18 protein-coding genes are annotated in these 19,546 nt (G+C 45.7%); 6 read left to right on the forward strand and 12 right to left on the reverse strand.

Annotated elements, in window-relative coordinates; genetic code table 11:
- Positions 1-191: 191 nt before the first annotated feature.
- Genes QUA36_RS16545 through QUA36_RS16560 form a run of 4 tightly spaced genes read right to left on the reverse strand, consistent with a single transcriptional unit; the run spans position 192 to position 5,586 of the window.
- Positions 192-635 (reverse strand): type II toxin-antitoxin system VapC family toxin, encoded by a 444-nt coding sequence (locus QUA36_RS16545; protein ID WP_333093073.1) that lies wholly within the window; start codon positions 633-635, stop codon positions 192-194.
- A complete protein-coding gene (locus QUA36_RS16550; protein ID WP_332974168.1) occupies positions 623-862 on the reverse strand; it encodes a hypothetical protein in 240 nt (79 codons plus the stop codon). Before QUA36_RS16550 ends, QUA36_RS16545 begins: the two co-directional genes overlap by 13 nt.
- A 19-nt stretch (positions 863-881) precedes the next feature.
- The gene (locus tag QUA36_RS16555) at positions 882-5,378 is read right to left on the reverse strand and encodes a WD40 domain-containing protein (RefSeq protein WP_333458427.1); all 4,497 of its coding nucleotides are present in this window, start codon (positions 5,376-5,378) and stop codon (positions 882-884) included.
- Positions 5,368-5,586, reverse strand: coding sequence for a hypothetical protein (locus QUA36_RS16560; RefSeq protein ID WP_333458428.1), 219 nt, complete (start codon positions 5,584-5,586; stop codon positions 5,368-5,370). Before QUA36_RS16560 ends, QUA36_RS16555 begins: the two co-directional genes overlap by 11 nt.
- 171 nt (positions 5,587-5,757) lie before the next feature.
- Here QUA36_RS16560 and QUA36_RS16565 point away from each other — a divergent pair, with 171 nt between their 5' ends.
- Complete coding sequence (locus QUA36_RS16565; protein WP_333128711.1) at positions 5,758-6,114, forward strand: hypothetical protein; 357 nt, start codon at positions 5,758-5,760, stop codon at positions 6,112-6,114.
- Between the two features lie 52 nt (positions 6,115-6,166).
- Here the strand turns inward: QUA36_RS16565 and QUA36_RS16570 are convergent, their stop codons facing one another.
- The 6 genes from QUA36_RS16570 to QUA36_RS16595 all read right to left on the reverse strand — a co-directional run bounded on the left by QUA36_RS16570 (position 6,167) and on the right by QUA36_RS16595 (position 12,089).
- The gene (locus tag QUA36_RS16570; protein ID WP_333162807.1) at positions 6,167-7,135 is read right to left on the reverse strand and encodes a YegS/Rv2252/BmrU family lipid kinase; all 969 of its coding nucleotides are present in this window, start codon (positions 7,133-7,135) and stop codon (positions 6,167-6,169) included.
- 389 nt (positions 7,136-7,524) lie between these two features.
- Complete coding sequence (locus QUA36_RS16575; protein ID WP_333162809.1) at positions 7,525-8,253, reverse strand: DUF3891 family protein; 729 nt, start codon at positions 8,251-8,253, stop codon at positions 7,525-7,527.
- A 145-nt stretch (positions 8,254-8,398) separates the two neighbouring features.
- Positions 8,399-10,000, reverse strand: coding sequence for a metallophosphoesterase (locus QUA36_RS16580; protein WP_333458429.1), 1,602 nt, complete (start codon positions 9,998-10,000; stop codon positions 8,399-8,401).
- 118 nt (positions 10,001-10,118) lie between these two features.
- Positions 10,119-10,265: a hypothetical protein gene (locus tag QUA36_RS16585; protein ID WP_333162925.1), complete on the reverse strand. Its 147-nt coding sequence runs from the start codon at positions 10,263-10,265 to the stop codon at positions 10,119-10,121.
- A 410-nt stretch (positions 10,266-10,675) separates the two neighbouring features.
- Positions 10,676-11,731, reverse strand: a complete 1,056-nt coding sequence (locus QUA36_RS16590) for an alpha/beta fold hydrolase (protein WP_333162812.1) — start codon at positions 11,729-11,731, stop codon at positions 10,676-10,678.
- 133 nt (positions 11,732-11,864) lie between these two features.
- Entirely contained in the window at positions 11,865-12,089 is a 225-nt protein-coding gene (locus QUA36_RS16595) for a hypothetical protein (RefSeq protein WP_333458430.1), read from the reverse strand.
- Positions 12,090-12,117: 28 nt separating this feature from the next.
- On the opposite strand from QUA36_RS16595, the gene QUA36_RS16600 reads away from it, so the two are divergent.
- The gene (locus QUA36_RS16600) at positions 12,118-13,305 is read left to right on the forward strand and encodes a DNA cytosine methyltransferase (RefSeq protein WP_333458431.1); all 1,188 of its coding nucleotides are present in this window, start codon (positions 12,118-12,120) and stop codon (positions 13,303-13,305) included.
- An 87-nt stretch (positions 13,306-13,392) separates the two neighbouring features.
- On the opposite strand, the gene QUA36_RS16605 is transcribed toward QUA36_RS16600, so the two are convergent.
- A complete protein-coding gene (locus QUA36_RS16605; RefSeq protein ID WP_333458432.1) occupies positions 13,393-13,932 on the reverse strand; it encodes a hypothetical protein in 540 nt (179 codons plus the stop codon).
- A 274-nt stretch (positions 13,933-14,206) separates the two neighbouring features.
- Here QUA36_RS16605 and purB point away from each other — a divergent pair, with 274 nt between their 5' ends.
- The gene (gene purB, locus QUA36_RS16610; RefSeq protein ID WP_333162824.1) at positions 14,207-15,502 is read left to right on the forward strand and encodes an adenylosuccinate lyase; all 1,296 of its coding nucleotides are present in this window, start codon (positions 14,207-14,209) and stop codon (positions 15,500-15,502) included.
- A 300-nt stretch (positions 15,503-15,802) separates the two neighbouring features.
- The gene (locus tag QUA36_RS16615) at positions 15,803-16,528 is read left to right on the forward strand and encodes a M15 family metallopeptidase (protein ID WP_333458433.1); all 726 of its coding nucleotides are present in this window, start codon (positions 15,803-15,805) and stop codon (positions 16,526-16,528) included.
- A gap of 74 nt (positions 16,529-16,602) precedes the next feature.
- Here the strand turns inward: QUA36_RS16615 and QUA36_RS16620 are convergent, their stop codons facing one another.
- Complete coding sequence (locus QUA36_RS16620; protein ID WP_333162828.1) at positions 16,603-17,442, reverse strand: SH3 domain-containing protein; 840 nt, start codon at positions 17,440-17,442, stop codon at positions 16,603-16,605.
- 245 nt (positions 17,443-17,687) lie between these two features.
- On the opposite strand from QUA36_RS16620, the gene QUA36_RS16625 reads away from it, so the two are divergent.
- Together QUA36_RS16625 and QUA36_RS16630 are read left to right on the forward strand one after the other, a co-directional pair.
- Entirely contained in the window at positions 17,688-19,055 is a 1,368-nt protein-coding gene (locus tag QUA36_RS16625; protein WP_333458434.1) for an NACHT domain-containing protein, read from the forward strand.
- 81 nt (positions 19,056-19,136) lie between these two features.
- Complete coding sequence (locus QUA36_RS16630) at positions 19,137-19,409, forward strand: type II toxin-antitoxin system HicB family antitoxin (RefSeq protein ID WP_333370241.1); 273 nt, start codon at positions 19,137-19,139, stop codon at positions 19,407-19,409.
- Positions 19,410-19,546 lie beyond the last annotated feature (137 nt).

Here is a 19,546-nt window from a genome sequence, read left to right on the forward strand (position 1 = left end):
TTTGGCCGTTTCTGCTGGCCTCAACGAAGTATTATCGTAAAAAACCTGGTTTCTGACCACCCGTGTGTAAGTCCTATCAGAAATCGTATTTTGTCATCTGCCTTCCCCGAAGTCAACCTGACGGTTGAACAGGTTTTCAGATATATCCAAAGAGAAGAATAGCATTATTTTGGGAATGCGATCGCCTATGATTATGATGCCAAAACATCACTCAGGATGACAACAGATAGATTGGGAACATTACGAAATCCATTGTCATTGGTGAGAAACAGCGTACAACCTTCACTGATGGCTGTTGCAGCATGAATAGCATCAGGGGTTTTGAGATTGGTATTAGCTCTTAAATTAGCTGCTGTTCTCAGTACAGATTGAGTGATGGGAACTAGCTGTATATCTGAGGATAATAAAAGTTGTTCGTAGTCACTGACTAAGATAGTGTTAGCATTTTTCAGAGGGAAAACTAAGGTTTCCAGTAACGTCAATTCACTGGTCATAAGTTCAATCTCACCTGTTTGAAACTTCAGCCACAAGGGTTGGAGAAGCGAATAGTAATTCGGGTGAGCTTCAACGGTGTAAATAATGACTTGTGTATCCAAGTAAATTGTAGCAGAGGATGGTAGGTTTAGTTGTCCCATGAGTTTCTTTCTTCTTCTAGTTCCCGGTCAATTTCTTCAACAGTTCTAGAGACATGACGGCTGCGGATTTCTGTAAGCAATTCCAACACCTTACGCCGCCCGCCTTGCGGCTTTTCTGGTATGATCACAAAAACTTCAACCTCTTCGCCCACCGATCCAGGTGGCACTTGAATTTCAAGTTTATTTCCTGCAAGAACTTTGGTTGTAATCCGTATTGCTGACTGCATAGTTTCTACTTTTCGATAATTAATTTTCAACAGCCCCTAAAGCTTTGAGCGTGGCTTTTTCAACTTCTGTTAAACCCGTAACTCCTGCAATATTCATGTTTTCATAAGGTCTGTCACTTTTGAGTATTTTGAGGCACTCACCTGTCTCAACATCCCAAAGTCTAATTTTGCCATCACGACTGCAAGCAGCCATAATTTTTCCATTTGAACTGAAGGCAACTGAGTTAATTCTACTGGTATGATCTTGCAAAATTTTTAGACATTCACCTGTACGGATATCCCATATTCTTACCGTTCCATCTACACTTCCACTAGCAACTATTTCACCCGAATAACTAAAGGCAACTGAACGTATCCAATCAGTATGCCCGTGAAAAATATTGAGGCATTCACCGCTGTTGATATCCCATAGTCTTACTGTTTGATCGATACTTCCACTGGCAAGTATTTCACCGTTCTGGCTAAAGGTGATCGCGCGTACCCAATCCGTATGCCCGTGCAATATTTGGAGGCATTCACCAGTATGGATATCCCACAGCCTCACCGTTCCGTCAAAACCTTCACTGGCAAATATCTCGCCCAAAGGACTGAAAGCAGCCGAGTATACATAATTGTTATGTCCGTGCAACGTTTTGATGCATTCGCCAGTACCGATATCCCACAGCCTCACCGTTTGGTCATAACCTGCACTCGCAAGTATTTCACCATTTGGACTGAAGGCGATCGATCGTGTTTCATTGCCAAATTCTGGCAAAGTATGAAGGCATTCACCACTGCGAATATCCCACAGTTTCAGTGTTTGGTCATAACTAGCGCTGGCAAGTATTTGACCCGAAGGATTGAATGCAACTAAGTTTACCCGATCGAGATGCCCGTGCAAAATTTGGAGGCACTCACCGCTGCTGACATCCCACAGCTTGACAGTTTGTTCGTCATCGCCGCTAGCAAGTATTTTACCGTTTGGACTGAAGGCGATCGATATTACTTGATTGCGATGCCCTTGCAGTGTATTCAAGCATTCACCGCTGTCGATATCCCACAGCCTCAGCGTTTTATCGTAACTACCGCTAACAAGTATTTCACCGTTTGGACTGAAGGCGACTGACCTTACTTGATTGCTATGTCCTTGCAAAGTATTCAAGCATTCACCAGTGCGAATATCCCACAGCTTTGCTGTTCGATCGTGACTTCCACTTGCGAGTATTTCGCCCGAAGGACTGAAGGCTATTGACCGTACTCGATCGCCATGTCCCTCCAAAGTTTTGAGACATTCACCGCTACTGATATCCCACAGTTTCACTGTTTTTTCGCTGCTGCCACTAGCAAGTATTTCACCCGCAGGATGGAAAGCTACTGAAAACACGTTTTTAGTATGACCGTACAAAATTTTGAGGCATTCACCAGTACCGACATTCCACAGCCTTACTGTTGTGTCGCCGCTTCCACTGGCTAACATCTCACCAGCAGGATGGAAAGCCACTGAAAATACAACTTTAGTATGGTCTTGCAAAATTTTGCAGCATTCACCCGTGTGAATATCCCATAACCTGATCGCGCCATCAAAACTCCCGCTAGCGAGTATATTTCCATCAGGATTGAAGGTGACTGACATTACCGATCCGGTATGTCCCTGCAAAACTTTTAAACATTCACCAGTCTTGACATCCCATAACTTGATTATATTTTCATAGCTCCCGCTAGCAAGTATCTTACCGTCAGGACTGAAGGCGACTGACTCCACCACGTTGGTATGTCCTTTACAGGTCAATATTTCTCTGCAACTGCTAGCTTCCCACAAGCGAACTATGCCATCACTATCACCTGTAGCTAACAGTTTGCCATCGGGACTAAATATGACAGATCGCACGCTGCTGAAGATTTTAGTAAAAGCTGAATTAGCCAAATTAGCTTCAGCAAAGTTGACGTGGCGCAGATTAGCATTTGTAAAATCAGCACCTAAAATAACTGCACGAGAAAGGTCTTTTGTTTCTAACGCAGTGCGATCGATTTTCACCAACAGCGTCGCCGCATTCCCTCCCACATAACCCACCTCGCTTTCAGTTTTGCCCCGCGTTGCTTCCAGAATTTCCAATAATTCCTCCGTAGCTGCCCCTACATCAAGGCAGGGCCGGCACGAGGACACCGCCCCTACCATTGGTAACAACAAATCCATCACAGCTTTTGTCAGCGGCGCGTGTCCGAAACTCTGACGGAGTTGTCCTAAATCTTCAGCAGTAAATCCCTGCAAAGGCGCGATAAGTTCACCATTGTTTCTCTTTTGGGCTTGCAATCGACAATAATTAGACCAAGTATATTTTTGAGGCGCTGCATTAGGATCTAAACAAGACTGTTCAGGCGCAACTAATTCGGTAAAATCTGCGGCCAAAACTCCCAATTCCGCCGCAAATTTGTAAGCGACAAAAAACTCTAACAGCGAACGATGCGCTGGAGTATAATCTCCATCTGCATTGCGAATTAGCATCGTTTGACCCATCATGTCGTAGTGCCAGTGGTCTAAGTCTTTTTCCTCCTGCACGACGGAACCAAACAGGCCTCGAATGCGATCGGGAAAACCGCGATAATTGAGACTCATTTGGTTGGTAGACAGCATTTCCCAAGACAGTTCGCACAAAAAGTAAAGCTTATCTGCTACAGAAGTAAAAGTACGTTCAGCTTTGATATCTCTCTCTATCTTCCGCCGCACCGCATACAGATAAATCCGCGACATATCGACTGGTTTTCCAGCTTCAATATCGGGCAATGCTTCCAAAATTAACTCGGTCATCACCGGGCGACGCGCTAAATCCAATAGTTGCGGGTTTCCCATCACTTTTTCGACAGTCGCCGCTTCTGTTTGAAATGACAGCGCTTGCCTAATTTGCTCGTCGTTAAATTTTTCTAATTCTAAGACTTCAAATTGGGGAATTTCGCCTGTTAAAATGGTTGTTGATGCTTGCAGTTCTGCATTGAACAATGCCCGTCCTTCCTTGCCTTCAGGAAAGTGTTCGGTACGGCAAGTGAGGATGACTTTTGCGCCGGGAACGACGGCTTTTGCTAGTTCCCAGAAGTTGTTGATGGTTTCTTGCCGATCGCACTTAGCGGCCATTTCATCAAAACCATCGAAAATTAACAGAAATTTACCCATGCGATTAAGTTGTTCAAAGGCCGAATAACCCGCCAAAGGTATCTCGTGTTTCCGAAAGAAAAACTCGGAAAATAGCGACTCGACACTAACGGCTTTGGCGTAATCTCGCAAAGGAATTACTAACGGCAAACGCGGACGTTCTAATCCCCGCTTTTGAGCATTTCGGTAGCGTTGCAGCGCCATCCAAGCATAGTGCATCGCAAACCAACTTTTTCCAGTTCCAAATTCTCCTAAAACTGAAATATGTTCTTTTACTGGGTCATTCAACCACAGGTCAAGATAACCTTCGATCCAGCCATCTCCTTCGCCATAATGACTCACGCCTATCTTGCGGTGAGTATCGGGGTCGATTTCTTCTTTCGTACAAGCTAGCGGCACGTATTTTGTATTAATTTTCCGGCTGGTAATTTCTGTTTCTAGCCAATCCAGATAAGCGGTAAAATCGGCATCTTGGTCGAGTAATTCATCGAACGTATAGCAAGCTAAATTACGATTTTCATCTTTTTCTACTTCATCCCGCGCGGCGCGACTGATGCGGCGGGCCGTAACTAACCAGCCTTCATCGGTGCGCTGTTTTTCTACCGACTCGCGCAAGGCTGAGATGTCTCTGAGTCCGGCTTCTCCGGCTATTCCGCGCACTAAAATGCGATCGTACCGATTGCGTCTGACGGGAACATTGATAATCCATTCAAAATAGTTATCTTCCGAGATGTGATAGGTTTCAAACTTATAACTTAATGTTTCAAACCAACCACGAACTTGCTGTGATAAAATAAAAGCTTGAGACTTTTGAATATTAGTTGATGCTGCGGCGGCGGGAAGTGCGGGATAATCTTCAGCTTCCAGTCGTGCAAACTCGGTGCGAATTCCTTCGATAGTGGGCAGGCGTTCGATGCGATCCATTACCAAAGATAGGCGTTTTTGCAAAGATGCGATCGAATTTCCCACCATCACGTCGTTGATCGATCTCGTCCGCTTTGCTACCTCCATAAACACGGCCGCAAACGCCATGAATTCCCGTCTGGGGTCAATCCCTAAATTTCGGAGTTCCCGACCCAAAGCAGACTCGCTGAGAAACTCATCGCCTGCTTGAATTAAAATGGCTGGGCTATCGGACTCGAAGGCTTTGCGAAATGCTGATTCAATCTCTTTTTGGCGAAACAGTTCTAAAATTTGTTTGGGTTTGCCAGCGCCGTACTCGACTAAAGTATAAACGTAAACTCCGCTAAAATCTGCGGGCGGAGCATCAGGATCGAGGTTAAATTTTTTTAAGATTTTGATGACTCTTTCGTTGCGCTGAAGCTTGTCTTGTAGGGTGCCGAAGGGAATTGTCGTCAGGAGACTGATAACTAAGTCGAGACTAATTAGCATGATTTAGGCTTTCCTGTTTTTCTGTGGAAGTAATGCTCAAATCTAGAATCGGTAGGCTGTGTCCCTGAAATGCGCTGCGGGCGATGATCGCAAACAGCTCTATTTTTATGTTAACAGGATTTACGCGCTCCGACCAAAGAAACCGGGTTTTTACGGAATCTGCTGGTAGGAGCGCGTCTTTTCCTAAAAAACCCGGTTTCTGACCCACCGTTGGTAAGTTATATTCAGTTAATTAACTTAGCACTTTTTAGGAGATTTTACAACTATAAAACACAGTAAAAGCCGAAATAAATTGTAGCAATAATAGCTCTAATTGAGTTGTCATATACGATATTTAAAAGTTAAAATATAGATAACTAACAAATAAAATTTGCTATCTATGAAAATACAATCTTCTGTCTTAGTCCACCTTGGATTTGGCAAATATGTACGCTCCGATCGAGTAACAGCAGTAATACCAATTGAAGAAGAACGGGGGCCTGGCCGGCGCACTTTCGTGCACGTAGACGGCGAACCAGACCCGATCGTTGCTTCGCGCGCAGAAGATACAATTGTTCGCGATTTGGTGCAGGAACCGCGCGAAATAACTCAAGCTCGGCAGCAACAAGAAATCCTGCAAGATTTGCTGGCAGATTTGAGCAATGTTAACGTCACCGTGCGCCGCATCAGCCGCGATGAAGGTGGACTCGATCTCGAACGTTTGGAGCGCCGCATTCGCCAAATTTTAGACGCCTAAAAAACAAAGACCGCCCGCGCGGTCTTTGTTATTGTTTGTGTCGCTAAAAAATTTAAGTTGAGGGCTTCAATGTAATTTCAATGTCCGCTAAACCGGTGAGTTTTTCTACCACGGGTTTTTCTTCAACTCGCGGTACAAAAATAGTTAAACCTCCCGGAACGCACTCAATAGAAACCGGAGTCATGCCGATGAGTTCGCCGTCTACAACCACTTTTTGAGGCGGATCGGCACTAATTTTTACTTTTTTTGCCCGCAAATAACCGATGTCGTCGCGATCCGTAGGATTGCCACTCAAAGCTGTTTGCAAAAGGTGATAAGAAGCTGCGATCGCCCCAGCTTTATTCTCAGGCGCCACCAGCGTCACGTCCAGCAAGCCGTCATCAAAAACGATCCCCGCCGGGCCTTGAGCTAAAATCGAAGTAGGCGGCGCTGCATTCGCCACTGTCACCGCGACAGCAGTAAGGCTGATAATTCTATCTTCCGTTTCGATTTCCGCTTCAAATCTTTCTAAATTGTTTAACTGTTTAATTCCCGACAAAATGTAAGCCAGCATTCCCCAGCGATTCTTCATTTCGCGATCGGCTAGTTCGACGGTTTCTGCCTCAAAACCCACTCCAGATAACAAAACCATCGGCATTTCACCGTTGCAAATCGCCGCATCCACCACCCGCGTCAACCCTCCAAAAATAGTGGCGCAGGCGGTTTCAATTGTATTCGGAATATCTAAAGCATTAGCAAAAGCATTAGCCGTTCCCCGCGAAATAATTCCTAAAGGAATATTTGTGCCCACAATCGCCCCAGCAACTGCAGATAATGTGCCGTCGCCCCCGCAAGCAATAATTTCCTCAACTCCTCTATCAACTGCTTCGCGGGCGATTTGATCTGCGTCTAATTCGGGGGTTGTCAGCCGAATGTCTAAGTCAATAAAAGGCTCTAAAAGTTCCTGAATTCTAGCTAAGTCTTGGTCGGGGTCGCTGTTGCCGGCGACTGGATTGAAAATTAGGCAAGCTGAACGTTTCATAGTTGGTAATAGGTAATAGGTAATGGATAATGGCTGAACTGAAACCCTCGATTTTTTTTCGTTGGTCTCGAAGTTTCGATAGCCATCACATCCCCCTTAATAAGACCCATTTTGACTGTTCTTATCCCCCCCTTATTAAGGGGAGTTAAGGGAGAGCAAGACTCAACTATAACGCTGATTGATATCATGTCCGATCGAGTGACCGCGATTAACAGGGCGGGTTTTTGAGATTGTCAATTATTGGCAGATATTTTTCGTGAACCCGCCCCTACCTTATTAGGGGTAATCGACCCGACATAATATGAGACATGGTTTTAACATTAAGTTAACACAAATGTCATGCCCGCTAAACTTCCACAACAACCCTCACCTATTTTTCAAAGGTTTAATTAAGACTTGACAAAAGTCCACTCTAAGACTTGGCGCGGAGCTTTTTGCAGCGCTTCCTTAATTTCCTCGTTGCTGTCAAACTTGACTTTATCCAAATTGCACGCTTCGACGTTCACAGTAAACTTATCGTCTTCAAAAGGCCAAGGAGTTACAGTCACGAGTTCGTTGCTGTGCTGTACAATATCGTAGCGCTTGCCGTCCGGGCCGACAGTAATTTCTAAAGCTCGTTCTCCGGCGGGTAACTCGCGGCAGCAAAGAATTAATGATAGCCGATCGCACCACTGGAAAAAAGCATAAGCTGCCTTAGCATCTTCCTCAGAAATATTCAACTCTTTTTGCCATTTTTTTTGATTTTCCAGTTGTTCGTCCAAAAACTCGTCGAGTTCCTTCGACTCTCCCCGCTTTCCTTCATTGAGATAGCTCATGTGCATAGAAATTAGCATTGCTACCCACCTACCGCGATATAGGGAATTCTCCGTCATGGCTTTAATTTTAGGCAGAGAAGTTTCCGTCTGCAACGTAAAATCAAAGGGCGCGCCCGCTTCAGTTAAAATATTATCTTCCCACTCTTTCTCCAAATCATCGTGATGCGAAATCGCGGCTATGGTTTCGTACAAGCGAAGCGGAGATTTCGAGCGCTTCCACTGTCCGCCAAGTTGGGCGGCGAGCAAAGCATGGGCGCGGTGGTAAATAATTTCCCAGCCGGTGGCGGTTAAGTTAGCAATCATTGAATTTTTGTCCTGAATTAAATTGATAAAAGTATTTTGTGCGATCGTTCGGCTCTCGATCGCCTCTAGCCTTAAAAAAGCGGGAACCGGAATCGGTCAAAGTCCACCTGTTTAAGGGCGATCGAAACTTGCAGAAAAACGAAAGTTAAATCACAAAAGGTTCGATCGATATCTCCTGCCATTTCCCCTCAAATCGTTCGACAACCATAGGTCGGATGCGGAACTTCGGGGGACACCCATCGAGAACATCAATCCGCAAACACGAATAAGGACGGCGTTTGTGGGAACCTTGACCGCTGCGGCCGACAAATAGCAAAGACTCCGCTACCCGCCGGCTAGCTGTTTCGGAACCAGACTGCCGCGCCAACCGATAAGCTTCAGGACTCAATGCTTCCTGCAACATCGGCCCTTCCGGGCGCTGGCGGCGGAGACTGTGGCCGCTTCCCCCGCAGACAATCCAATTAATCCCAGAGTCGCCGTGTCCGGTATCCCCAGTCCGCAGGTATTCCAAACAGTGAGCGTGGCCAGTCAGCACCAAATCTACTAGCGGGCGCCCCCGCGCCACATCCCCAACTGCATCGGCCACCGTGTCGAGTACCTCGCGCAATCGCCACCGAACCGCCAAAGTTTGAGCTTGATTCCACTTTGTCGCCTCGGTCACGTAGGGGGGATGGTGCAGGTAAATTACCCGCCCCCGCACTTCGGAATCGCGCCAAGAATTAATCAGCCTTTTTTTCAGCCATTCGAGCTGTTCCACGTCCGTGGCGGCTGTTTGGTGGGGCGACAGTTGTTTGTCAATATCCATGAGCATTTCGTCAACTTGCTCTAATTTGGCGGCCAAGTCGTCTAGCTGTTCGGCTTCCTCGGGAATTTCGGGGTTGAGCCGATCGCAGATTTCGATCATTGCCAATTTTTCTTGTTCCAACTTCTGACGATCGAGTTCCAAATTCTGGCGGCGAATGTCGCCCTGTTTGGTTTTCGGGATCGGTAAGGGTTCGTTGAAGGTGTTGGAGTCGAGGGCGAAGAAGTCGATGCCGCCACTGCGGAAGGTGTAGTAGCGGTTAGGTAAGCGGGTAAAGCGTCCGGGTTGGTAGCGGAGGCAGCGGCCTGTGCTGGTGCTGGCGGTGTAGTGGGCGTCTAGGTGGCGATCGATATCTCCGGGCATTTTGTGAGCTTGCAGGTAGTCGAGAAAGGCTTTGGCGTAGGTGTTTCCGCGATCGGAACCGCGCCAGCCGACATCGAGATCCAACTTGGAACCCAACAGCCGGCGCAGCGGCAAAGCTGTCGCCGACAGAATGCCGTAGACTATGGGCAAGTCGTAATAGTCGTGGTTTCCCGGTACGGGCAAAAACGGAAAGTTAAACACCATGCGATCGTAAGCAATCCGAGAGGGATGCTCGCCACCGACTATAAATTCTCGGTAGGGGCGAATAAAGTTTTGCAAGTAATATTCGCTGGAACCGACGAGATAAACTACATCGCCCGTGTGGAGGACGAAACGGCAAGTTTCGCGTTCGGAGACCATCTGTTCGGCAATCTGCCGCTGGGGATTGTGGCCGCGGTGATTGCCCGTGCCGCTGTCGCCTACGACTAAAAACGAAAACTCAGGAGAGTCGGTGGTTTGAGATTCCAAAACCATCCGAGTTTGGTCGATTCCCCGATCGACGATCGACTGTTCTTGCCACCGCACCCGCTCTTTCATTTTGCGGATTTTGACTTTTATTTGCGGGTCGGAAACGAATTTCAATTCACCTCTTCTCCAAAATTGCTGAGTTCCTAATTAATCATAGTGTAGCGATCGGGCGAGTTTTTACATCTCTCTAAAAGCTGAAAATCGAGGCGCGGGTACTCAGAAACCGGGTTTTTTACGAGAATACGGCGTTAAAACCGACAGCAACGGCCAAAAACCCGGTTTCTTTGGTTTTGATGCGATCGCCCCGTCTCTCAACTAAAATAAGATTTTGTACGAGGCGGTGCTGTTTGTTGTTGCCGAGGACGAGGGCATCAATCAAGGACGTGGGAAGATAACACTAACAATGCTAGCCAACTACAGCGAACTCTAAATACGAGAGAGTAATTATCGCTCTTTGCGGTTTGATTAGATTGAGAGTTGGAGCTTTAGTTTTACCTAGTTAATAGCTGACACTATTCTCAAAAAAACGAATAAGTTAATCGATATTTATTCACCAGTTATCAACTATAATAATTGCTTCTAATCCTTATGCGATCGTCACATCTAGGTTAAGCCAACTGGCTGTGCAAATTATGCACAATTGACTGCCAGTAAGCCATTCAGCTTGTGCCCAGATGTCTAGTGTTTTTGCGAAATAGTTTTAAGGTTCTGGACTAGAGGGATTAAACCCCCTAATCATTTGATCCTCGCAACTATTGCCGAGGAGTGTTCAGATTTTATTTTATAATCTTAATCAACACTCAAGGTATCGAACCACTGTAAAATCCGATTCCATGCCCACCACCGATCGCTATCAGCAAATTCATTCTGACAACGTTTACTACTGATATACCCAACATGACCGCCGTAGGCTGTCAGCCCTAATTTTAAGGCTGGATTGTTCGCGCTAATGGCTTGCAACTCAGAGACAAGCACCGGATCAAACATCGGATCATCTGCTGCATAAAGGATGTAAGTGGGTTTATTGAGGTGAGGCAAAATGTGTAGAGCGCTGCTAGCCTCATAGTATTCTTCCACAGAGGAGAAACCTAACGGGCCTATTACCAGTTCATGGTCAAAGCCCCAAATGCTGTTGGCGCGTGCAATAGCGGCAGGATCGATCGCCCCCGGATGCGATGCGGCGATGTTTTTTGCTAGTTTTTTTAACTGTCGCGCGATCGCTTTTTCTAAAAATTTCCCCCACTCATCTTTAACTAGATAAGACAGAGAACGGTTCGAGTCCAAGCTGGGGCAAATTACTGCCGCGCCTGCTAGTTCTGACTCTTCGATCCCTAAGTCAGGCCCCCAATCTGCGATCGTCTGAGCTGATTTTACAGCCCACAAGGCTAATTGTCCGCCCAGAGAATAACCCGTGAACCAAAAAGGCGCGGGACATCCCATTTCTTTAGCAGCGGCAGCAATCCGAACGAAATCTTCGCCTTCGTATAGGCCATCAGAAGTCAGGGTGGGAGAGAGTTGGGCAGTTTTGCCGTGAGCTCGCCAGTCAAATAACACCACTGCACAGCCTTGGGCATAGGCTTTACGGCCTAATAGCCTGAGAAACCATTGATTATCCAGATCGCCAGTAATGCCGTAAGTGCCGACAATGGTATATCGGGGATTTTCGGGGATGGCAACCCAGCCGAAAATCGGGACTCCACAGGCACCCGTAAAGATGTGTTCTCGGTAAGGGGGTTCTGGGAGAGCGATCGTCTTTTCCCAGCGGCGACTAGCCCTTAATGCGGTGTACAACGTCATTAATAGGCCGTTGTTCAGCAGCCAAGGTGGAGTATAGGCAATGGTCATAAGCGGATGTGGGAAATGTCTGTCTTGTTGATGGGATTTTTTTACTTGACAGGTTGGCTATTCTAGCGAATAACCCTGAAAATCGCAATACTTTTTGAGTAAATACACTCAAGGGCGAAGTCAAGCCAAAATATTAATGGCTATTTATTTGGAACCATTTATTGGCGAATAGAGAAGAATGCCAGCTAACGAGGTTTAGCATATTGTAGCCGATCGCCGAAACTACAAACAAAAACCTGGTTACTTTCAGAAACAGGGTTTCTGAGTCTTGCATCCCCGCGCAGATGTACAATAGGACGATCGCACTCTCCAACTCCAAGCGCGATCGAGCGCTACACCTGCCCCAAGTGGGCAACATCAGATAGAACGCAGTAAACAAATATAAAATGGAAGCAATACAACTGTCTTTATTCTCAAAAGAGGAAGAACCAATTCCTGCCAAAAAGCAGAAGAAAGCAAAATTAGGGCGTTACGAACGCATCCAACGCGAACTAGAAGCAAATGACTGCGACCCCTACAAGATATTCATTGATGTTGAATCTCAGTCACTGCCAAAATCAGACTATACATTTGTCGATCTTTTTTGCGGCGCGGGCGGCATGACCCAAGGTTTATTGCAAGCAGGTTTTCGACCAATAGCAAGCGTTGAAATTAATCCCATCGCCTCGGCCACTCATACAAAAAACTTTCCCGATTGCCATCACTTGTGCGACGATATAAAAAACTTAAATCCCCAAAAGTTGCTCGCTGAAATTGGTTCGCCAGAAGTTCATGTTGTTGTAGGCGGGCCGCCGTGTCAAGGCTTCTCAGTTGCAGGAAAACGCGACCCCAACGACCCTCGAAATCGCTTATTTAGAGAGTTTGTTCGCGTAGTCTCTGAAATACGTCCTTGGTATGTTGTCATGGAAAACGTACCCGGAATATTGACTATACAAAAAGGAGCTGTTAAGCAAGCCATTTGCGAGGCTTTTCAGGAAATTGGCTATCCCCATATGTCCGTTGCTGTTCTGGAATCCGCAACCTATGGAGTCCCGCAAATCCGCCCGCGAGCTATTTTTATTGCCAATAGATTCGGGATGCAAAATCCCTATCCGAAGCCGCAATTGTTACCGGAACAATACAAAGCGATTGAGTCAGCAATTGATGATTTACCAGAGTATACTCCCATACCAGAAATTAACCACGAATGGACTCGTCATTCTGTTGAGTACATGGAAAGACTTGCTAAAGTTCCACCAGGCGGTTCTTTGTATGAAAGCTACGCCGATGCTTTCAAGCGACAGTATCCGGGCAAACCGAGTATGACTGTTAAAGAAAATCACGGCGGCACTCATATTCATCCTTATCTCAACCGCGTTATTTCAGCTCGCGAAATGGCTAGATTGCAAAGTTTCCCGGATTCATTTATTTTTGAAGGTTCAATGAAAAAGGCTATGTGGCAAATTGGAAATGCCGTGCCGCCTCGTTTAGCAGAGTGTATCGGTTTTGCACTTATTCCATATTTGAATGATATGGCTTTGAACAAATCTAGCTTAGTTACTGTTAAACCTCCCGAACAGATTCAGCAGCTATAGCTGTTTTAAATTAGATACTACTTCTTATTGAGTATTCTTATTATGGAGTTTATGGTGGGAGTTGTCGATGTAGTCGGGTAGGGGCATTTATTTAGATAGATTTTCAACATCATTTATGAATGTACCTAAAATCGACTGCTCATTTATTTGATTATTCTGATGTCCTAAATCCTTTCGCATTGCTAGTAGCATTTGACCAAATAACTGAATAGGAGCGGTTGAAGAATCTTGCATACTATTAGCCATTTTGCGAAACTTAATGTATAGATTTAAAACATCGTCAGATGCCCATAAAATTAAATCAGGTGTCATGTCATGGATGCTTTTAATTAACTCTTCTTCTGTTTTAGGTGCTTGCCCTAATTTTTGGGCAAATATACTATCAAAAAAAAGATTAATAACTTTGTCATATATTTCAATTTTCTTAGGCTTTTGTTCATTACGGATTTGAATATTAAAATTCCCTGCAACTGTAATCAATGCGCCCAATAAAGCAATCAGAATTGTGATGAATTGCCAAGGGGCTTGACCAATTCCATAAAACAAAGCCCAGATTATTAATGCACCAAAAATTGCAATACCAATTAATCCAAGACCAGCATTCTGCCAATTCGTATTACTTTTCACTAACCTACTCTCCTTTAAGAATTTTCATATCCTCAACCGTCAACCATACAAATAAGCTACCCTATCATCTAACGAGGTTTAGGCTATTGTAGCCGATCGGCCCTACAAAAATACAAAAACCTAGTTTCTTCACTTCAGCCAAAGAAACTGGGTTTTTACCGCATCTGCGGCCTGCAACGAAGTATTTTCGTAAAAAACCCGGTTTCTGAGCTCCCGAGCTCTTGCATCCTCGCGCAGAGGTACAATAAGACGATCGCATTCCCCAACTCCCACCGTGATAGAGCGCTACACTTTGCCCGAAATGGGCAACATCTGGACTGAAACCGCCAAACTCAAAACCTGGCTGCAAGTAGAAATCGCTGTCTGCGAAGCTCAAGCCGAACTCGGCTACATCCCCGCCGCCGCAGTCGAAGAAATCAAAGCTAAGGCTAATTTTGACCCCAAACGAGTCCTCGAAATTGAAGCCGAAGTCCGCCACGACATGATCGCCTTCTTGACAAATGTCAACGAATATGTAGGCGATGCCGGCCGCTACATTCACCTCGGCTTAACCAGTTCCGATGTGCTCGATACCGCTTTGGCGCTGCAATTAGTCGCTAGCGTCAATATCTTGTTAGAACGTGTCGAAGAATTGAGTCAAGCTATTCGCTATCAGGCTCAACAGCATCGCAATACCGTCATGGTTGGCCGATCGCACGGAATTCACGCCGAACCCATCACCTTTGGTTTTAAACTAGCAGGATGGCTGGCCGAAGTGTTTCGCAGCCGCGCCCGATTGGTGAATTTGCGATCGTCCATTGCAGTCGGTAAAATCTCCGGCGCAGTCGGAACCTATGCTAATATCGATCCGCGAATTGAAGCGATCGCCTGTCAAAACCTCGGACTCGAACCCGATACCGCATCCACTCAAGTCATTTCGCGCGATCGACACGCCGAATACGTCCAAACCTTAGCACTCTTAGCAGCATCGATCGAGCGTTTTGCAGTAGAAATCCGCAACCTGCAACGCACCGACGTTCTCGAAGTCGAAGAATTCTTTTCCAAAGGGCAAAAAGGCTCATCCGCCATGCCCCACAAACGCAACCCGATTCGATCGGAAAGACTGACAGGGATGGCAAGAATTGTCCGCGCCAATGCCGTCGCAGCCTTAGAAAACGTGGCGCTTTGGCACGAAAGAGACATCTCTCACAGTTCCGTAGAACGGATGATTTTGCCCGACAGTTCTACAGTAACTCACTTCATGTTAGTAGAAACCACAGACTTAGTAAAACACCTGCTAGTCTATCCCGAAAACATGAAGCAAAACATGAACCTTTACGGCGGAGTCATCTTCAGCCAGCGCGTGATGTTAGCTTTAGTAGAAAAAGGCACGAGTCGCGAAGACGCCTACAAAATTGTGCAATCTTGTGCTCACGAAGCTTGGAACAAACCGGGCGGCAATTTCTACAATTTAATTGCTAAGGACGATCGGGTAACGGCTAAGATGACGACCAAAGAAATTGATGATTGTTTCGATCCGCAGTATCAATTGAGGCATTTAGATTTAGTGTATCAGCGCTTGGGAATTTGAGGACAATTAACAATTGAAAATGACTCATAGAGAGAAGTGATTTATCATTCTCGCGCTTGTCCCACAGTCCGCCGGGGGTTAAAACCCCCGTCTCATAGCTAAAGTCGGTTAAAACCGACTGAAAGACTCATAAAATAAAAGTTTTAGAGAACTATTTCAGTCCTCTTCAGAGGACTTTAGCTGTGAGACAGGGGTTTCAACCCCTGTCGGTCTGGCGGGCTGACAGACCACACGAAAAGCGGGAAAATTCCCCAAAATATCAAATGTAAAAACTCTATTAAATCTCCACTTAACAGAGCTATGAAATTAAACCGATTTACAAGATATCTAATTCTATTCATCCTCGTATTACTATCTACAACCACACTGAATTATACAACATCTATTCGCGCCCAGGAGCCGCCACAAGTGCAAAATACCCAACCAGAATCAAACCCAGTAGTACCTGAAAGTATTTTCATGAGTCAACTTCCCAGTGGGGCGCGACTGGTTGACATCCGCACCGTAAATCCCAACATTCGCCTCGATATCCGATACGCCACTACTAATAATTTCTTGAAACGGAAACTTTACCCTATATCGAAATGCGCTTTGAGAAGTTCCGTTGCTCAACAGTTAGGGCTAGTTCAAACAGATTTGGAAAAAATCGGATTGGGTTTGAAAGTTTACGATTGCTACAGGCCTTTCTCTGTGACTAAGCAAATGTGGCAAGCTTGGCCAGATCCGCGCTATGTTGCTAATCCTGCTAGGGGTTCGCGACACAATCGCGGTGCTGCTATTGATTTGACTTTAGTCGATCGCACTGGCAAAGAATTGGAAATGCCAACACCTTACGATGATTTTACCGAAAAAGCTCACGGAGATTATCAAGGCGGCAGCGCCGAATCTCGGAAAAATCGTCAAGTGCTTAAGGATGCGATGAAAAAACACGGATTTATGAGTATCACAACTGAATGGTGGCACTTTGATTCGGAAGATTGGCAGAAATTTGCGATTCTTGATATATCGCTTGGAACGATTCCTTAATTATACTATTGATTAAAAGTTGCATATCCGGTTAGGGAGACGGCACTGCCGTCTCCCTAAATATGTCAGAAAACTTATCGTAATTTAACCGAAAATTCGTATTCGTATCCCCGGAAATTTGAGTTTAGTTCTAATGTGTAATTGCCAGTTACTGGCACTTTTCCAGTCCACTCTGTTTCATTGCCTTGATAAGCATCTCCTGCTAAAAGCTTGCCACCAGGAGTTATAATTTGGGGGAAAACATCTTTGCGATTCCTAACAGTCATAGTTTGACCTTTTCGGGCGCGAATCCGGTAAGAGTGGGTGCCTCCGCCGATAATTCGACCTTTAACAATTGCCTCATCTCCTCCCCGCCGAAAATTAATCTGCTGGTTGACGTTAGAACAACTGCTTTCGGTGCGGTTTTTGGCAATCCAACCGGGCGGATCGTTAATTCGCAGCCAACCGTTTTGTTCTTCGACGACTGAAACAAAGGTATTATTTTTAAGTCTTCCTACTATGTTGCTGCCCCTTACTTGCGGGATCGATCGCACATTTAGCGGTGGATTCGGATCGCTGACTACAGCTTGGCTGATTTTGCAACCCGAATTTGGCGGTGTGACAACTACTGGCTCAACTTTTGGCCCAGAAACTCCTGCAACTAGCGAGGATTGAAGTGCTGGGGTTTTTGCAGGTTGGGGTTCGGATTTCGGAGATTGTGCGGCCTGGGTTTGTGCTTGCAGAGGTTCTGGTTGCCGAGATTCAAGGTTGTTCGTCGGCCCTGCAATCTGGTTTGTGGTGGATGCCGGTGATTCTGCAAGGGGAGGATGGGATTGTTTCATCGCACCCGACTGTATAGTGGCAACAGCTACTCCCACCGCTGTTGCCACTCCTGCTAAGCTTACTGTGATGATTTGAGCCTTCGTAAATGACATAAAAAACCCTCTCTGTATCTATACTAATAATTTTTGTTTGGGAGTTGAGGCGATCGCCAGTTAATTTATAGTGGAAATACCTAGTGCGGGCCACAGGGTCAGGATTTTTATATAAAATTTTACATGGATAATTGTCGCAATAATTTGAGTCAATATATACTGGACGCCTATACTGATGGTAATCTTGCTCTGGGGTATTTGCGCGCAAATTTGCGAAAGTAAGCGTTCAGCGCGAGGTACATAAAATGTCAAAATTGATTCCTCTGAGATTACAACCGCCTCGCGATCGATTGTTGGAGGAGGTGAAGCAGGAAGTCCAAGCAGGACGATCGCAGTCTTTGCACGCCGCTGTGCTGGCTAACCTCAGTCAAGACTCGCCGCCAACGGGTGTTAACCGCTGTTGGGATGTGGAAGTGAAAGCCGGCAACCGTCCGAGTTTTCGGCTTCCTCCCAAAGCCAGCATTGCTAAAGTGTTCGATCGCAGCGGTGGCAAATTGGTAATTTTGGGAGCCACGGGTGCAGGCAAAACTACAACGCTGCTAGAATTAGCTCGCGTGTTAATTTCCCGCGCCCAAAAAGATGCTAGTTTTCCAGTACCAGTGCTGTTTGAACTCGGATCGTGGAAAGCAGAATCCGGGGCGATCGCAGATTGGTTAATTGCTCAACTTCACTTCAAATACGGCATCTCTCCTGCTGTTGGCAAAAAATGGCTTGCCGAACAACAATTGCTGCCTCTCCTCGACGGCTTGGACGAAGTAGAAACCGACCGCCAAAATATCTGCATTCAAGCAATCAATCAGTTTGTTGAAAGCGAATTTAAACCCAAACATTTAGTAGCTTGCAGCAGTTTTGAAGCTTACAAAAACTGCCAGACTAGATTTCGCCTGCAAGCAGCGGTTTTATTGAAACCTTTAACAGAAACTAAAATTCAGAATTATCTGCTAGAAGCCAGAAGCCGCGAACTTTGGTACAGCATTGAGCACGAGCCGGAGTTGTTGAAATTGGCAAAAGTTCCCTTGCTTTTGAGCATGATGGCTTTGGCTTACGACGATATTTTAATTGAAGCTTGGAAGCGCATAACTTCCGCAGAAGAACAGCGCAAATATTTGTTAACTGCCTATATTCGCCACCAAATGACCGGACAAGTCAAGCAGTATCCCAGAGGTAAGGAACTGCGGCCCGAACAAATTCGCCACTGGCTGGGATGGTTGGCGAGAAGGATGGAAGAGCAAGGAATTCAAGAATTTTACCTCGATCGCATACCGTCTAGCTGGCTGCAAACAGGCGAGGAAAGGCGCAAGTATCAGTTTGGAGTTAAGCTGGTTGGCGGGCTGATTTGGGTGATTTTGGGATTAATTGCCACCCTAGTCTCCGGGTCGATTTGGGGAATAGTTGCGGGTGCTGTTGCTGCGGTAATTAGTGCTTTGTTGCCGGGAATTCCGGGGATTGAAAGGTTTATATTGCGCCTGGTTCTGTGGTCTAACGGCTACATTCCTTGGGATTACAGGCGTTTTCTCGATGCTGCGACCGATCGCCTGCTGCTGCAAAAAACTGGCGATCGGCGTTATCGATTTATTCACGATTTGTTGCAAAAACATTTTTCGGAAATCTAAATCCCGGAACTTGACAAAAACAAATATAATGGATGTAACTGTGAAGGACATTCCAATATTCGACAAGCAAAAGGAAACTCAATGACTGTAAAATTCATTCTGAGCGAATACGTTGACAAAGCGATGGCTGAGGCTACGTATGACAAACTTGAAGATCATAGCTTTGTTGGGAAAATTCCTGTTTGCAAGGGAGTCATCGCCTTTGGTTCAACTTTAAAAGAGTGTCAAAATGAGTTGCGATCAACTTTGGAAGACTGGATTTTGCTAGGGTTGAAATTGCGACATCGAATGCCCGTCATTGACAATATTGATTTAAATCAGGAGCCTAGCCTTGAGCCGTTGGACACCTTGTAAGCGTCGAGAGTTCATCCAGAAATTACAACAGCTAGGCTTTTCTGGCCCTTTTTCTGGAAGTAAGCTGTTCGACATCTAAACTGCATTAACTAAGTTACCTTTATTTTTTATTTTTCGGTTCCATTTTATAATTAGTC

This window comes from Microcoleus sp. Pol10D4 (assembly GCF_036701555.1).
In the GTDB taxonomy this organism is placed as follows: domain Bacteria; phylum Cyanobacteriota; class Cyanobacteriia; order Cyanobacteriales; family Microcoleaceae; genus Microcoleus.

Bases quoted from the DNA above. Each gene is read 5' to 3' on its own strand.
- QUA36_RS16545 (WP_333093073.1), bottom strand. From the start codon at position 635: ATGGGACAACTAAACCTACCATCCTCTGCTACAATTTACTTGGATACA.
- QUA36_RS16550 (WP_332974168.1), bottom strand. From the start codon at position 862: ATGCAGTCAGCAATACGGATTACAACCAAAGTTCTTGCAGGAAATAAA.
- QUA36_RS16555 (WP_333458427.1), bottom strand. From the start codon at position 5,378: ATGCTAATTAGTCTCGACTTAGTTATCAGTCTCCTGACGACAATTCCC.
- QUA36_RS16565 (WP_333128711.1), top strand. From the start codon at position 5,758: ATGAAAATACAATCTTCTGTCTTAGTCCACCTTGGATTTGGCAAATAT.
- QUA36_RS16570 (WP_333162807.1), bottom strand. From the start codon at position 7,135: ATGAAACGTTCAGCTTGCCTAATTTTCAATCCAGTCGCCGGCAACAGC.
- QUA36_RS16575 (WP_333162809.1), bottom strand. From the start codon at position 8,253: ATGATTGCTAACTTAACCGCCACCGGCTGGGAAATTATTTACCACCGC.
- QUA36_RS16590 (WP_333162812.1), bottom strand. From the start codon at position 11,731: ATGACCATTGCCTATACTCCACCTTGGCTGCTGAACAACGGCCTATTA.
- QUA36_RS16595 (WP_333458430.1), bottom strand. From the start codon at position 12,089: ATGTTGCCCACTTGGGGCAGGTGTAGCGCTCGATCGCGCTTGGAGTTG.
- QUA36_RS16600 (WP_333458431.1), top strand. From the start codon at position 12,118: ATGGAAGCAATACAACTGTCTTTATTCTCAAAAGAGGAAGAACCAATT.
- QUA36_RS16615 (WP_333458433.1), top strand. From the start codon at position 15,803: ATGAAATTAAACCGATTTACAAGATATCTAATTCTATTCATCCTCGTA.
- QUA36_RS16620 (WP_333162828.1), bottom strand. From the start codon at position 17,442: ATGTCATTTACGAAGGCTCAAATCATCACAGTAAGCTTAGCAGGAGTG.
- QUA36_RS16625 (WP_333458434.1), top strand. From the start codon at position 17,688: ATGTCAAAATTGATTCCTCTGAGATTACAACCGCCTCGCGATCGATTG.
- QUA36_RS16630 (WP_333370241.1), top strand. From the start codon at position 19,137: ATGACTGTAAAATTCATTCTGAGCGAATACGTTGACAAAGCGATGGCT.